12 protein-coding genes and 1 tRNA gene are annotated in these 14742 nt (G+C 39.4%); 5 read left to right on the top strand and 8 right to left on the bottom strand.

Annotation, left to right across the window (positions count from 1 at the left end; translation table 11 throughout):
• Window positions 1–255 precede the first annotated feature (255 nt).
• Window positions 256–669, bottom strand: coding sequence for a GtrA family protein (locus tag Q0093_RS11115; RefSeq protein WP_294178423.1), 414 nt, complete (start codon window positions 667–669; stop codon window positions 256–258).
• Between the two features lie 574 nt (window positions 670–1243).
• Window positions 1244–3154 (bottom strand): molecular chaperone DnaK, encoded by a 1911-nt coding sequence (gene dnaK, locus Q0093_RS11110; protein ID WP_009317642.1) that lies wholly within the window; start codon window positions 3152–3154, stop codon window positions 1244–1246.
• 633 nt (window positions 3155–3787) lie between these two features.
• Here dnaK and mce point away from each other — a divergent pair.
• The 5 genes from mce to Q0093_RS11085 are packed head-to-tail and all read left to right on the top strand — an operon-like array spanning window position 3788 to window position 8298.
• Window positions 3788–4201, top strand: a complete 414-nt coding sequence (mce, locus tag Q0093_RS11105) for a methylmalonyl-CoA epimerase (RefSeq protein ID WP_009317641.1) — start codon at window positions 3788–3790, stop codon at window positions 4199–4201.
• Between the two features lie 17 nt (window positions 4202–4218).
• On the top strand, window positions 4219–5772 hold the full coding sequence (locus tag Q0093_RS11100) for an acyl-CoA carboxylase subunit beta (RefSeq protein WP_009317640.1): 1554 nt from the start codon (window positions 4219–4221) through the stop codon (window positions 5770–5772).
• Window positions 5773–5795: 23 nt separating this feature from the next.
• Entirely contained in the window at window positions 5796–6683 is an 888-nt protein-coding gene (locus Q0093_RS11095) for an OadG family transporter subunit (RefSeq protein ID WP_294178425.1), read from the top strand.
• Between the two features lie 18 nt (window positions 6684–6701).
• Entirely contained in the window at window positions 6702–7133 is a 432-nt protein-coding gene (locus tag Q0093_RS11090) for a biotin/lipoyl-containing protein (RefSeq protein ID WP_294178427.1), read from the top strand.
• A 4-nt stretch (window positions 7134–7137) separates the two neighbouring features.
• Window positions 7138–8298 carry a sodium ion-translocating decarboxylase subunit beta gene (locus Q0093_RS11085; RefSeq protein WP_294178428.1) on the top strand — a complete coding sequence of 387 codons (1161 nt, stop codon included), beginning with the start codon at window positions 7138–7140 and terminating at the stop codon, window positions 8296–8298.
• A 241-nt stretch (window positions 8299–8539) separates the two neighbouring features.
• Here the strand turns inward: Q0093_RS11085 and Q0093_RS11080 are convergent, their stop codons facing one another.
• The 6 genes from Q0093_RS11080 to Q0093_RS11055 form a co-directional block, all read right to left on the bottom strand.
• Window positions 8540–9106 (bottom strand): pentapeptide repeat-containing protein, encoded by a 567-nt coding sequence (locus Q0093_RS11080; RefSeq protein ID WP_294178430.1) that lies wholly within the window; start codon window positions 9104–9106, stop codon window positions 8540–8542.
• A 98-nt stretch (window positions 9107–9204) separates the two neighbouring features.
• Entirely contained in the window at window positions 9205–9804 is a 600-nt protein-coding gene (locus tag Q0093_RS11075) for a hypothetical protein (RefSeq protein ID WP_367175062.1), read from the bottom strand.
• Between the two features lie 206 nt (window positions 9805–10010).
• Window positions 10011–10097, bottom strand: a tRNA-Ser gene (locus tag Q0093_RS11070).
• 496 nt (window positions 10098–10593) lie between these two features.
• On the bottom strand, window positions 10594–12195 hold the full coding sequence (pckA, locus tag Q0093_RS11065; RefSeq protein ID WP_297930402.1) for a phosphoenolpyruvate carboxykinase (ATP): 1602 nt from the start codon (window positions 12193–12195) through the stop codon (window positions 10594–10596).
• A gap of 172 nt (window positions 12196–12367) precedes the next feature.
• Window positions 12368–13807: an MFS transporter gene (locus Q0093_RS11060; RefSeq protein WP_294178439.1), complete on the bottom strand. Its 1440-nt coding sequence runs from the start codon at window positions 13805–13807 to the stop codon at window positions 12368–12370.
• Between the two features lie 80 nt (window positions 13808–13887).
• A complete protein-coding gene (locus Q0093_RS11055; protein WP_297930399.1) occupies window positions 13888–14556 on the bottom strand; it encodes a bifunctional 4-hydroxy-2-oxoglutarate aldolase/2-dehydro-3-deoxy-phosphogluconate aldolase in 669 nt (222 codons plus the stop codon).
• Between the last annotated feature and the right edge of the window lie 186 nt (window positions 14557–14742).

The raw sequence follows: 14742 nt of genomic DNA, 5'->3' as shown, positions 1-14742 counted from the left end.
ACGAGGGAAAACGGGAAAATAGACCGGAAGAAAGCGCAAAAATGACCTGATAATATTTTTTTATTGGAAAATTTAGCCAGCCTCTTAGACCAATTCTTAAAATTGATTTTGAAGAGATTCCTAAAAAGTTGTTTTGCTCGACTTTTAGGAGTCTCTTCTTTTTGGAAGTCTTTTTATAATAGGATATATCCCTATCCTTTTGCTTAGAGCCTAAATTTTACTTGGGTCAGGTTTGAAAGATTCTTTTGGAGATGTTTATCTGTTTTTATGAGGATGAATCTTTTTTATCCATTTGAAGGACGGTTTCAGAGCTGTACGTACCAATAAAAAATTGATCGGAAGAATAACGATCCAAACAGGCATGGGAGCGTACGCTTTAGGCACACCGAGAAATATGAATAGATTGAAACAAGATATTTGCAATAGATAGTTAATGACATGGCTTCCGCAAAATCGGATTGCGTTTTTAACCGAAGGTTTGGTTTTGAATGTGTAGTAGTTCGATAATAAGAAGTTACAGACAAAACTGATAATGAATCCGGTAGTATAAGCAATGTTTAAAGAGAGAAAATTGCTTAGTGCTAAATAAATACTATAATGTATGACCGTAATGATCGTACCGGTGACAATGAAGCGGAAAAGTTCACGGTAACGAAGCTTTTGTTTCATAAACGGTATTAATTCTAACTTAATAAATATTCGTTTTTGTGGAACTGTGAATTATAAAATTCCGACAAATGTAATGTAAAAAGATCAGATACACAATTTTATTACCGATTTGCTTTATATTTTGCAATGTGATTTTTTTAAGAGCTTTTTAGAAACTTGTCGTCGGTTGATTGACGTATCCTATTTGCAGGAATAGTTGTTAAACAGTTAATTGAATGTGGAAATTTACAATGGATCTTTTTTAGAGAATTGGGAGATATAAAATTCAATAAAAGGGCATTTTATTGTGTCGCAATAAGTCTAATCTCACCGTTTACTACATCCTTCAAAATAGCTTTAATAAATTTCTTGAACATCGATAGGAAATATCTATAATTCTGTTATCTTGTTTATATTTGAAATACGACTTTTGAGGGAGAAATATTACTGTTTGTCGATGAAGCCATCAGAAGTAATAAGGATCTGTATTAGTATCAAAGGCATAGCAACCATGAACCCCATAAACGCAAAAAGCGTGCAACTCATTGAGCTGCACGCTTTTGCTTATTGTTTATTATCTGTTTCCTTATCGGAATCATTTGACTTCCTCAAAGTCAACATCGGTTACATGATCACCGTTATTGTCATTGTTCGGAGCTGATTGTTGCTGCTGTTGAGCGCCAGCCTGTTGCTGTGCTCCTCCTTGTTGAGCATTATACAAATCTTGGGCTGCCGATTGAAGGGCAGTGTTTAATTCGGTTGTTGCCGAATCTATGCCGACCATGTCTTGAGATTTGTGAGCTTCTTTCAATTTAGAAAGAGCACTTTCGATAGCAGACTTTTTGTCAGCCGGTATTTTATCACCCATTTCACTCAACTGTTTTTCAGTTTGGAAAATCAGAGAATCTGCATGGTTCAATTTGTCGATACGTTCTTTTTCTTTAGCATCGGCATCGGCATTTGCAGCAGCCTCTTCTTTCATCCGTTTGATTTCTTCTTCTGTCAAACCGCTTGAAGCTTCGATACGGATGCTTTGTTCTTTACCAGTTCCTTTATCTTTTGCAGATACGTTCAATATACCGTTGGCATCGATATCGAATGTTACTTCGATTTGGGGAACACCACGCATAGCAGCGGGGATTCCATCGAGATGGAAACGTCCGATTGTTTTGTTATCTTTTGCCATAGGACGTTCACCTTGCAATACGTGTATTTCTACAGAAGGCTGATTATCTACGGCGGTAGAGAATACTTCCGATTTACGTGTCGGAATAGTCGTATTCGCATCAATCAATTTTGTCATGACGCCACCGAGAGTCTCGATACCTAAAGAAAGCGGGGTAACATCCAACAACAATACATCTTTGACATCTCCTGTCAATACAGCACCTTGAATAGCAGCACCGACAGCAACGACTTCATCGGGATTTACACCTTTTGAAGGAGCTTTGCCGAAGAATTTTTCAACGATAGCCTGTACTGCCGGGATACGAGTAGAACCACCGACAAGGATTACTTCATTTATGTCCGAAGCACTTAATCCTGCATCTTTCAAAGCTTGACGACAAGGTTCGATAGTCGCCTGAATCAATTTGTCTGCCAGTTGTTCGAATTTAGCACGGGTTAGAGTTTTCACCAAGTGTTTGGGTACTCCGTTCACCGGCATGATATACGGCAAGTTTATCTCAGTAGAAGTCGTGCTCGAAAGTTCGATTTTCGCTTTTTCAGCAGCCTCTTTCAGACGTTGTAAAGCCATAGGATCTTTGCGTAAATCTACGCCTTCTTCTTTCTGGAACTCATCGGCAAGCCAGTCGATGATAACATGGTCGAAGTCATCACCCCCAAGGTGAGTATCACCGTTTGTGGATTTTACTTCGAATACGCCGTCTCCTAATTCGAGGATAGAAATATCGAATGTACCTCCACCTAAGTCGAATACGGCGATCTTCATGTCTTTATTAGCTTTATCGAGCCCGTATGCCAAAGCTGCGGCAGTCGGTTCGTTTACAATACGTCTTACGTTCAATCCGGCGATTTCTCCGGCTTCTTTAGTCGCTTGACGTTGAGCATCGTTAAAATATGCCGGAACGGTAATAACAGCTTCGTTCACTTCCTGGCCTAAATAGTCTTCGGCTGTTTTTTTCATTTTCTGAAGAATCATAGCCGAAATTTCCTGAGGAGAATAAAGACGTCCGTCGATATCGATTCTCGGAGTATTGTTTTCGCTCTTGACAACCTTATAAGGAACACGAGCTATTTCGGATGCTACTTGATCATAAGTTTCTCCCATGAAACGTTTAATGGAGAAAATCGTACGTGTAGGGTTGGTGATCGCCTGACGTTTTGCCGGATCACCGACTTTACGTTCTCCTCCGTCTACGAATGCGACGATAGAAGGAGTCGTTCTACGACCTTCGCTGTTCGCAATAACAACCGGTTCTGAACCTTCCATAACGGAAACACAAGAGTTGGTTGTTCCTAAGTCTATTCCAATAATTTTTCCCATCGTAATTATTTTTTTAATTGTTTATATTCTTGATTTAATTTGTACCGTTTGTCTGATCGGAGTATTTATTTATCCGTACCTTTTAAACGGTAGCACAAGTAGTGTATCAAATCATGTGCCAGAAAAAATGAGTTTATGTTTCCATTTTTTTGTCAGTTTGTACGGCTATTTTACCAAATATTTGTCATATTTTTCTGTCGAATTGGCAGAATTTAAGTAAAAAATAAATTCTATATTCTTTCTTTCATCAGGGTTGACCGGATAGATTTCTAACAAATTCGGAAAGAAATAGTTTACACCGGAACAGCCTGTTTTTTAATTTGGTATTTGTTGTGAAAATCATTTACGATATGTCGGACGGAAATGATATAGAAATGCTTTAAATCACGAGATTGAGATTAACGGATAAACGCTTTTTGAAGTCGGTGGAATCGGAAAGAAGCCTTGGACGTGTTGAAAATAAGAGAAAGTCGGTTTTGTATAGATTTGTAACCATATTTATTTATGGAAATATTTCTTTATATGGGTTTATTCTTTTATATTTGTCGGGAATGGTCCGGGATTTCGGTCTGAAAGCCCGGTTTCTTTATTCTTATTTATATTGATTAAATTGACTAATTAAATTTTTATATTATGAATTTGACACATATCGAACATCTGGGGATTGCTGTGAAAAGTATTGAAGAAGCTCTTCCCTATTATGAAGGAGTTTTAGGTTTAAAATGCTATTCGGTAGAAGAGGTTGCTGATCAGAAAGTAAAAACTGCTTTTTTTAAAGTCGGTCAGACTAAGATAGAATTGTTAGAGCCTACCAGTGAAGATAGTACGATTGCGAAGTTTATCGAGAAACGGGGAGAGGGCATTCATCATATCGCATTTGCCGTAGATGGTGTAGCCGATGCTTTAGCCGAAGTGGAAAGCAAGGGTGTGAGACTTATCGATAAAGCTCCTCGTAAAGGAGCAGAAGGGTTGAATATAGCGTTTTTGCATCCGAAATCGACTTGCAGCGTATTGACCGAATTGTGTGAAGATCCAAATAAAAAATAAACGATAAATCCATTACCATGAGTAATCAACTTGAAAAAGTGAAAGAGCTGATCGCTTTGCGGGAACAGGCTCGTTTAGGAGGGGGAGAGAGACGTATCGAATCTCAACATAAGAAAGGTAAATATACGGCTCGCGAACGTATTTCTATGCTACTGGACGAGGGCTCTTTTGAAGAAATAGATATGTTTGTGCGGCATAGAAGCGTAAATTTCGGAATCGACAAAGAGAGTTATTTGGGCGACGGCGTAGTGACCGGAACAGGAACGATTGCCGGACGTCTGGTGTATGTTTTTGCACAGGACTTTACCGTGTTCGGAGGTTCTCTTTCCGAAACTTTTGCTATGAAGATATGTAAGATTATGGATCAGGCCATGAAGATGGGTGCGCCGGTAATCGGGATTAATGATTCCGGTGGTGCTCGTATTCAAGAAGGGGTTAATGCTTTGGCCGGATATGCCGAAATATTTCAGCGGAATATTTTGGCATCTGGGGTCATTCCTCAAATCTCAGGTATATTCGGACCATGTGCCGGGGGATCGGTATATTCTCCCGCTCTTACCGATTTTAATATTATGACCCGTGGTACTAGTTACATGTTTCTTACCGGACCGAAAGTCGTAAAGACTGTTACGGGTGAAGATGTGACTCAAGAGCAGTTAGGCGGGGCAAGCGTGCATGCTACAAAATCGGGAGTGGCACATTTTGCGGTAGATACGGAAGAAGACGGATTGAAGTTGATCCGGCATTTGATGAGTTTCTTGCCTCAGAATAATATGGAAGAGCCGCCGTTGGTAGATTGTGAAGATCCGATAGACCGTCTTGAAGATTCGTTAAATGATATTATACCGGATGAGCCGAATCGTGCTTATGATATGTATGAAGTAATCGGAGCGATTATCGATAATGGCGAATTTCTTGAAGTGCATAAAGATTATGCACAAAACATTATTGTAGGTTTTGCCCGTTTTAACGGCCAGTCGGTAGGTATTATTGCTAATCAGCCCAATAAGATGGCCGGAGTACTTGATATAAATGCTTCTCGGAAAGCTGCTCGTTTTGTACGTTTCTGCGATGCTTTCAATATACCTTTGGTAACCCTGGTAGATGTTCCGGGATTTTTGCCGGGGACAGGACAGGAGTATGGCGGAGTAATTTTACATGGTGCTAAGTTATTATATGCGTATGGTGAGGCTACCGTACCTAAAGTGACCGTTACATTGCGTAAATCTTACGGAGGAGCTTACTGTGTGATGAGTTCTAAACATTTGCGGGGAGATGTCAATTATGCATGGCCTACTGCTGAGATTGCCGTTATGGGTCCGTCCGGAGCAGTAGAAGTGATATTTGCAAAAGAGGTGGCGGCTTCGGAGAATCCTGCTGCTACGGCTGCTGAAAAAGAGGCTGAATATAAAAAAGCTTTTGCTAACCCTTATAATGCAGCCCGTTATGGTTATATCGATGATGTGATCGAGCCGCGCAATACCCGTTTCCGTATTATTCGTGCTTTGCAGCAATTGCAGACGAAAAAGTTGACTAATCCGGCAAAGAAACACGATAATTTGCCATTGTAGTAACCCTTAAAAATTTGAAAAGTATGATAAAACGTAGTATAGGGGTGTTGCTGCTGGCTTTAGTTTCTGTATGCACTGTAACGGCGCAATCTACTTCGGCTCTGCGGATCAATGAGGTGTTGACGAATAATGTGAGTAATTATGTCGATCCTTTTGGCAATCGGGGAGCTTGGATTGAGATTTATAATTCTTCTGCCGGAACGGTACAGATGGCGGGTTGTTATATTACCAATGATAAGAATAACCCTAAGAAATATATGATCTCTAAAGGAGATCTTAAGACAAAGATAGGACCTCGCCAGCGCGTTCTTTTGTGGGCGGATAATCTGACTCATCATGGAGCATTTCATACGAATTTTGTATTAGAACCGAATAAAGAAAATTATATCGGTCTGTTCGATGCAAGTGGTAAGAATTTGATCGATGAGGTCATCGTTCCTCCTTTAGGACCTGATGAGAGTTATGGTGCTCCGGTAGATGGGAGTAGGGAACTGAAAATACTTCCGCATCCTACACCTGATGCGGCAAACTATGTAGAAAACAGCAATCCGAAAGTAGATAAGTTTGCAGAAAAAGATCCGGATGGCGTTGCTATGTCATTGACGGCGATGTCTGTCGTATTTCTCGCTTTGATACTTTTGTATTTGGTGTTTAAACAAATTGGTCGTACGGCTGTTTGGATGAGCGCCAAGCGGGCGATGAAAGCTAAAGGTGGAGATTTGAAGAGTGCTAAAGAGGAAGCGGATATTCCGGGAGAGGTTTTGGCTGTAATATCGTTGGCTTTATATGAGTATATGGAGGCGGAACATGATTATGAAGAAACTATACTGACGATGAAACATGTTACGCGTCGTTATTCTCCGTGGAACTCTAAGATTTATGGTTTGCGTGAATTACCTACAAAAAAATAACTCAGAAATTTTATACACATGAAAGATTTTAAATATAAAATAAACGGTAATCTTTATAAGGTAAGTATTAATAGTGTAGATGAGTCTGTTGCCGAAGTGGAGGTAAATGGAACTCCTTATAAAGTGCAATTGGATAAACCTGCAAAAAAACAGATAAAACCGTTGACTCGTCCGCAAGCCGCTCCTGTGACTCCTACCGGAGAGCCGGTGGTGAGCCGACCGGCAGCTTCTACAACGGCAGGTGCTGTCCGCACTCCGCTGCCCGGTGTTATTCTCGAAATATCGGTTAAGGTCGGAGATACGGTAAAACGCGGTCAGAAAGTGGCTATTCTTGAAGCTATGAAAATGGAGAATGTCATTAATGCCGACCGGGATGGAAAAGTGACCGAAATAAAAGTAAACAAAGGAGATTCTGTACTCGAAGGTGCGGATATTCTGATTATAGGATAAGCGTATGGGTGGGGAATTTTTAACATTCTTGAGTGAAAACATACAGGAGTTTTTCACTTATACCGGGTTTGCCAATTTTGAAATGGGAAACCTGATAATGATTCTTTGCGGTGTCCTTTTTATCTATCTGGCTATTGCGAAAGAGTTTGAGCCGATGTTGCTTATTCCTATCGGTTTTGGTATCTTGATCGGAAATATACCTTTTAAAGATGCTGGATTGCAGGTAGGGATTTATGAGGAAGGTTCGGTATTGAATATTCTTTATCAAGGAGTCGTGCAGGGATGGTATCCTCCTTTGATTTTCTTGGGGATTGGTGCGATGACCGACTTTTCGGCCTTAATATCGAATCCGAAACTAATGCTTATAGGAGCTGCTGCTCAATTCGGTATTTTCGGTGCTTATGCGATTGCATTGATGATGGGGTTTGAGCCCAATCAGGCAGGGGCAATCGGTATTATCGGCGGTGCTGACGGACCTACCGCGATTTTCTTGTCTTCGAAACTTGCTCCTAATCTTATGGGTGCTATCGCCATTTCAGCCTATTCATATATGGCATTAGTTCCGGTGATACAGCCTCCTATTATGCGTTTGCTGACGACTAAGAAGGAAAGACTTATCCGGATGAAACCTCCTCGTGTTGTATCTCAGACGGAGAAGATAATTTTCCCGATCGCAGGTTTGTTGTTGACTTGTTTCTTAGTGCCTTCGGGTCTTCCTTTATTGGGAATGCTATTCTTCGGAAATTTATTGAAAGAGAGTGGAGTAACTCGCCGTCTTGCCGAAACAGCACGTGGACCGCTGATCGATGTCATTACGATTTTGCTGGGTGTTACGGTAGGTGCTTCGACTCAGGCGTCGCAATTCTTGACGATGGACTCGGTGAAAATATTCGCTTTAGGTGCTCTGTCGTTTGTAATTGCTACGGCAGCCGGAATTTTATTTGTTAAGTTTTTTAATCTGTTCTTGAAAAAGGGAAATAAGATCAATCCATTGATCGGAAATTCCGGAGTATCGGCTGTGCCCGATTCGGCACGTATATCTCAGGTAGTAGGGTTGGAATATGATCCGACTAATTATTTGTTGATGCATGCTATGGGACCCAATGTTGCGGGTGTTATAGGTTCTGCTGTTGCAGCCGGTATTTTGCTGGGATTCCTTGCGTAAGGAGTAGTATGATATTGCATAAAAGAAAAATCCGGGATTTTATCTTTTGATAAAATCCCGGATTTTTTTTAGAGTTTGTTCAAAATTTTATGCAGAGATAAATAAAGATGATTGAAACGGAGGAGTCGAGAATTGATTATAACTAGGGGAGACTCAAAAAAGCATTTTATTATAATCGGTGTGGGATTGAAAAAAGAACATATCTATAAAATCTAAACAAAGACACTTATTTGGTACGGGGTTACTCGATTATAATTCCGTATCGGTCTAATAACCCGGGAAGTCCGTTGAGGGAAAAACGAGCTCCTTTTAATCGGTTTGTTTCGGGATTGATGGAATAGTAATTTGAAGTGCGGAAGTCGGCTTTTTCCAAATTTGTGTGATCGAATATTGCTCTGTATAAGTTGCATTCCTGAAAAGATGCGTTGGTTAAGTCTGTTTCGGTGAAATCGACTTCTTGCAAATCGCATTTATTGAAACAAGCTTCTTTTAACTTGAGATTATAAAAAACAGATAGTCGCAATAGACAGTTATCGAATCTGAACGAGAGGAGAAAACGACGGCACTCATTGAATTGAACTCCCAGAATCTTACATCCGAGAAAAACTATTTCGCTTAAAGTCGTATTGTTCATCTTGGTTAAGCTGAGGTCGCAGTTTTCGAATTTGCATTCTCTGAAAATTTTATGGGATAGGTCACAATTATGAAATATGCAATTCTTAAAAATGCATTGTTCATATTCGTTATAGAGAGGGGTTTCATTGAAGTTGATTCCGGAAATCAATTGATTAGAGATATAAGAGTCCATAGGTTGGGATTTTGAATTTTGTCGTATGTGAGAATATTTGGGTCAAAAGTAAGAATTTTATTGTGTTCGATAAAAAAACGGTCGCTGCTTCCGGTAAGTCACCAGCATATCACTCCGGGTAATAACGGAAGAGAATATCTCAGTATATCATGTTTCAGCGCACATTTTTTTATGTTAAAATGAAAGTAGTTTGCTATAATTTTTATTCTTAGTTCTATATAAATAAGGGCTACCACACGTGCAAAAATATTGGCAAGAAATATTCCTGTGATTCCCATATTGAGTAGTACGACAAATAGGATACTGAAAATTCCTATGCAAAAGGATGAAATAATACCGGTAGTAACAAAAACTTTCGTGTATCCTAAACCTCGCGTTACTTGAGTAATTACCTCATAAAGAGACATTACACACAGTAATAGTAAAGAATACCATAAATATTCGACTTTTAGGAAAAATGAAATGATTAAAGCTATTATTGTGGAGATCGATATGGATGTGATTAGCGTGCGATATACGAAGGATACTATTTGAGCTTTGTCTCGTTTTGTATTGCAATCAAGAAGGAATCGGAAAGCGCCGTCTCTTAATTGCAATGTCACAAACGGGATAAAAAGAAAGATTACGGTAAGGCAAATATCATAATATCCGAATTCATCTGTATTTGTAATATAGTGAGTATATAACGGTACAAGCATAAATGTGATTAGCTTTGATCCTAAATTGCCTATCGCATAAATGCCTATATCTTTTAAGAATTTATCTATCCGGTTTTGGGTATTACCTTTCAATATCGTTTCGACAGTTTATTTACAAAAATATTGATTTTTTGTTTAGTTGAGAAATATCGAATCTTGTTTTAATACAAAAGCCTGTAAATTCAAATTTACAGGCTTTTGTATTGCGGAAGGAGGGGGATTCGAACCCCCGGTACCCTTACGAGTACGACAGTTTAGCAAACTGTTGGTTTCAGCCACTCACCCATCCTTCCTTAAACAGCATGAGTTGCTTTTGTAATGCTGTGCAAAGGTAGTACTAATTCTTAAATCTCAAAATTATTTCAGACAAATTTTATTTTCAGATGTTGTTACTTTTTCTTTGATAAAAGAGTTTTTTATCTGTATATGAGTTTCTTGTAATTTGTTTAAAATTTTGTTCGTGATATTGAGAGCCTGTCTAAATTTTGTTAATGGATCAGTAGTATTCTATATTGAGTATTTTTTTATTTCACATTCTTTGCCGACAAAATGGATAAATTATTTAGGAAAAACGATTGAGATTAGTTTTTTAATATATTTATCGATGGCGAGTTTATTGTAAAAAATGATTGCTTGAAAATGTAGAGGACAGACTTTTCAATAAAATTCCCTGTCAGATTCAGCCAATGAGAAACCCCTGATACCGTGAGGAAAACTCTCTCACTTAGACATTGCTTGCGGGATTCCGGATTAGAAGACGTTTGACAGGGAATATGAAAAAATAATTTCTTATTTCTTTTCACGTTGAGGACCGAACTCTATCAAAGCTTCGGCTTCAGGTGTTGTGGCGTATTGCACAAAGTTGTCGGCATATTTATTTGCTAAAGATTGTGCTTTTTTGCTCCATTCTTCGACATTAGAGTAAGTATCTCTCGGATCGAGGATTCCGGAGTTTACACCCGGTAGTTCGGTCGGTATGGTCAAATTGAGAATAGGAATATGCTTGGTCGGGGCTTTTTCAATATCACCCGAAAGTATAGCATCGATAATAGCACGGGTTTCCTTGATCGAAATTCGTTTTCCCGTTCCATTCCAACCGGTGTTTACAAGATATGCCTTGCAATGATGATCTTTCATTTTTCTGGCTAATACAGCAGCGTACATCATTGGATGCACGGTTAGGAACGCTTCTCCGAATGCAGGAGAAAAAGAGGGCTCTGGTTCGGTAATACCTCGTTCTGTCCCGGCAAGTTTTGATGTATATCCGCTGATAAAATGATATTGTGCCTGTTTCTCATCAAGTATCGATACCGGAGGCAATACACCGTATGCATCTGCCGATAAATAAATAATTTTGGAAGCATGCCCGGCTTTCGATGGCTCTACGATATTGTCTATATGGTAAATGGGGTAACTGACACGAGTATTTTCCGTAATCGACTTATCCGCGTAATCGATACTTCCGTCAGCATGTACGGTAACATTTTCCAATAAAGCATCTCTTCGTATTGCGTTCCAGATTTCCGGTTCGTTTTCTTGACTCAGGTTGATTACTTTGGCATAGCAACCTCCTTCAAAATTGAACACTCCGTTATCGTCCCATCCGTGCTCGTCATCTCCTATCAATAGACGTTTCGGATCGGTTGACAAGGTTGTTTTTCCAGTACCGGATAATCCGAAAAAGAGAGCGACATCACCGTTTAATCCAACGTTTGCAGAGCAATGCATAGAGGCTATTCCTTTTAACGGCAGGTAATAGTTCATCATGCTAAACATTCCTTTTTTCATTTCACCGCCATACCATGTTCCACCGATGATCTGCATGCGTTCCGTCAGATTGAAAACAACGAAGGCTTCGGAGTTTAATCCCTGTTCTTTCCATTTGGGATTGGTAACTTTAGAACCATTGAGTACGACAAAATCCGGTTCTCCGAATGCCTTTAATTCTTCTTCGGTCGGGCGGATAAACATGTTTTTGACAAAATGTGCTTGCCATGCAACTTCCATAATGAAACGGACTTTTAACCGAGTATCTTTATTCGCACCGCAATATGCGTCTACGACATATAGTTTTTTCTTGTCCGATAGTTCTTTGATGACGAGTTGTTTTAGCTCATTCCATATTTCGGTAGAGATCGGCTTATTGATTTTTCCGTCCCACCACATGGTATCTTCTGTCGTTTTGTCTTTAACCGTATATTTGTCTTTAGGTGATCTTCCTGTAAACTTTCCTGTTTTTACTGCGACAGCACCGGTGTTAGTTACTATGCCTTTTTCATAGCCAGAGAGTAACGGATCGGTTTCTGCTTTGAAAAGTTCATCGTATGAGGGATTGTAAATGATTTCTTCTACATTCGTAATTCCGTATTTACTTAAATCTATTTTTACCATATTCCTGATATTTTTTAGTTTTTATTCTTCTGTGCAATTAAAACATCTGTTTGAGGATATTTGTTTGTAAGTATATGGTAATAAATATCAAATAAATACATAGAGGAATATTATAAATAAAAAATCCCGGAAGATACCGGGATTTTTTATCGAGTAAAAACCTTGTATATTTTTATAATTCGATCGGTTTGTATTTCGGTACAAGAGTTTTCATAACGATCCACCCGATCAAATATGCTACGGCACAGATACAGAAAATAATGAAATACCCTGCCGGTTTGCCTATAAATCCCATGAATTCCATTTGTACTTCGTCTGCATATACAAAGAGGTTTCCCGCACATTTCTGTAAGATCATAGATCCTACACCTCCAGCCATACCACCGATACCGGTAATAGTAGCAATTGCACTTTTAGGGAACATATCGCCTACGGTGGAGAAGATATTGGCAGACCATGACTGATGCGCTGCACCTCCGATTCCGATCATAATTACAGGAAACCAAGGAGAAATTGTGCCTAAAGGTTGGGCTAATAATACGAGTAACGGGAAAAATGCAAAAATGAGCATAGCTTTCATACGGGCAGCATAAGGATTCATCCCGGTTTTATTGATAAATATGGTCGGTAATTTACCGCCGTAAATAGATAACATCGTGATGGCATAAAGAGTAAAAATCAAAGCCATCCCTAATCCTTCGGATGTTTTAATTCCGAATTGAGTATTTAAATAAGATGGTGTCCAGAAAAGGAAAAACCACCAAACTCCGTCTGTCATGAATTTTCCGAAAGCAAAAGCCCATGTCTGTTTATAAGAAAAACATTCCAAAAAGCTCATTTTGCGGGCTTCTTTAAGTTCTTCGACAGGAGTTACATCTTGATCTTTATCTTGTTCGATATATTCTAATTCTGCTTTGTTTACAAATCTGTTTTTAGAAGGAGCACTGTACATAAATACCCAGAATCCCATCCAGATAAAACCGAGAGCACCGATGATGATAAAAGACATTTCCCATCCCCAGATTTTCGCCAATACGGGAATGCTTAGCGGTGCAATCAATGCTCCGATCGAAGCACCTGCATTAAAAATAGATGTTGCATAAGCACGGTCTTTTTTAGGGAAATATTCTGCTGTTACTTTAATCGCTGCAGGGAAGTTCCCGGCTTCACCTAATGCCAGTACACATCTGGCGGCAAGGAAGCAGTACATACTTATCGTTGCAATAATGACCGCGACATCTCCGGTTGCGCTCATTAGCTCGGCGGCACTATGCAATCCTACGTATGATTCTGTTATGATACCGCATACTGCATGGAGACATGCTCCGGCCGACCATACACCGATAGACCATAAGTATCCTTTTTTTGTTCCCATCCAATCGATAAATCGACCTGCGAATAACATACATATCGCATATACGATTGAAAATACGGATGTGATAGTTCCGTAGTGTGATTCATCCCAATGGAATTCGGGTTTTATGAACTCATCCCACGTTAATGATAATACTTGTCTGTCGAGATAATTGACTGTTGTTGCGAAAAATAACATGGCGCAGATCGCCCATCTGTAATTTGTCATTTTCGCGGCATTTTCTTGTAATCTACTCATTATTTGTTCTGTTTTTGTGTTTTTCAAATGAAAAAAATACTTTCCCGATAAAAGAACCGGAAAAGTATTTTTATATGTGTTTATCTGTATTTCTTAATGATTGCCAGTGCCTCTTTGCATTTATTTGTAATGGCAGCCCAGTCTTTAGCTTTTATGATGTCTGCAGGGAAGAGGTTCGATCCCATACCTACACATGTAACTCCGGCTTTGACCCATGCCGAAAGATTTTCTTCGGTAGGTTCTACAGCTCCGGTAACCATAAGCATAGACCAAGGCATCGGAGCTTTTACATTTTTTACGAATGACGGGCCTCCGACGTTTCCGGCGGGGAATACTTTACAGAGGTCGCAGCCGACTTCCTGTGCAAATCCGATTTCAGATACCGATCCGCATCCCGGAGTATAAGGGATAAGGCGGCGGTTACAAACTTTTGCTATTTCAGGATTAAATAAAGGACCGACAACAAAGTTTGCTCCCAACTGTATATAGAGAGATGCTGTTCCCGGATCGACGATAGAGCCGATTCCTAAGATCATTTCAGGACATTCTTTTGCCGCAAATTTTACTAATTCCGCAAAAACATCTTGGGCGAAGTCTCCGCGATTGGTAAATTCGAAAGCTCTTACTCCACCTTCATAACATGCTTTTACTACACTTTTTGCAATCTCAACGTCTTTATTGTAGAACACAGGTACCATACCTGTAGAGGTCATAGCGTTGAGTACCTCTATTTTTGAAAATCTTGCCATATTATTTTTGTATAAAACGAAATAATAATTGAGAAGTGATTTGGTAAAGGACTTCTCTATATTATAAAAATAGAAACCTGTTTAGATAATCTTTTATCGGAAAATTTAGACAGGTTTTAAGTAATCGCATTTTATCTCGACACTCTACCCGAAGCATCACCGCTCATCAGTTTCTCGACTTCTTCT

Origin of the sequence: uncultured Coprobacter sp. (assembly GCF_947855755.1) — a bacterium.
Taxonomy (GTDB): domain Bacteria; phylum Bacteroidota; class Bacteroidia; order Bacteroidales; family Coprobacteraceae; genus Coprobacter.
The sequence above is the reverse complement of the archived record's forward strand: the minus strand, read 5'-3'. Positions and strand labels throughout refer to the sequence as shown.

What these genes read in the sequence shown, in the direction of transcription:
- dnaK (WP_009317642.1), bottom strand. Translation starts at nt 3,154, where the DNA reads ATGGGAAAAATTATTGGAATAGACTTAGGAACAACCAACTCTTGTGTT.
- Q0093_RS11090 (WP_294178427.1), top strand. Translation starts at nt 6,702, where the DNA reads ATGAAAGATTTTAAATATAAAATAAACGGTAATCTTTATAAGGTAAGT.
- Q0093_RS11060 (WP_294178439.1), bottom strand. Translation starts at nt 13,807, where the DNA reads ATGAGTAGATTACAAGAAAATGCCGCGAAAATGACAAATTACAGATGG.
- mce (WP_009317641.1), top strand. Translation starts at nt 3,788, where the DNA reads ATGAATTTGACACATATCGAACATCTGGGGATTGCTGTGAAAAGTATT.
- Q0093_RS11055 (WP_297930399.1), bottom strand. Translation starts at nt 14,556, where the DNA reads ATGGCAAGATTTTCAAAAATAGAGGTACTCAACGCTATGACCTCTACA.
- Q0093_RS11080 (WP_294178430.1), bottom strand. Translation starts at nt 9,106, where the DNA reads ATGGACTCTTATATCTCTAATCAATTGATTTCCGGAATCAACTTCAAT.
- pckA (WP_297930402.1), bottom strand. Translation starts at nt 12,195, where the DNA reads ATGGTAAAAATAGATTTAAGTAAATACGGAATTACGAATGTAGAAGAA.
- Q0093_RS11085 (WP_294178428.1), top strand. Translation starts at nt 7,138, where the DNA reads ATGGGTGGGGAATTTTTAACATTCTTGAGTGAAAACATACAGGAGTTT.
- Q0093_RS11100 (WP_009317640.1), top strand. Translation starts at nt 4,219, where the DNA reads ATGAGTAATCAACTTGAAAAAGTGAAAGAGCTGATCGCTTTGCGGGAA.
- Q0093_RS11115 (WP_294178423.1), bottom strand. Translation starts at nt 669, where the DNA reads ATGAAACAAAAGCTTCGTTACCGTGAACTTTTCCGCTTCATTGTCACC.
- Q0093_RS11095 (WP_294178425.1), top strand. Translation starts at nt 5,796, where the DNA reads ATGATAAAACGTAGTATAGGGGTGTTGCTGCTGGCTTTAGTTTCTGTA.
- Q0093_RS11075 (WP_367175062.1), bottom strand. Translation starts at nt 9,804, where the DNA reads ATGCTTGTACCGTTATATACTCACTATATTACAAATACAGATGAATTC.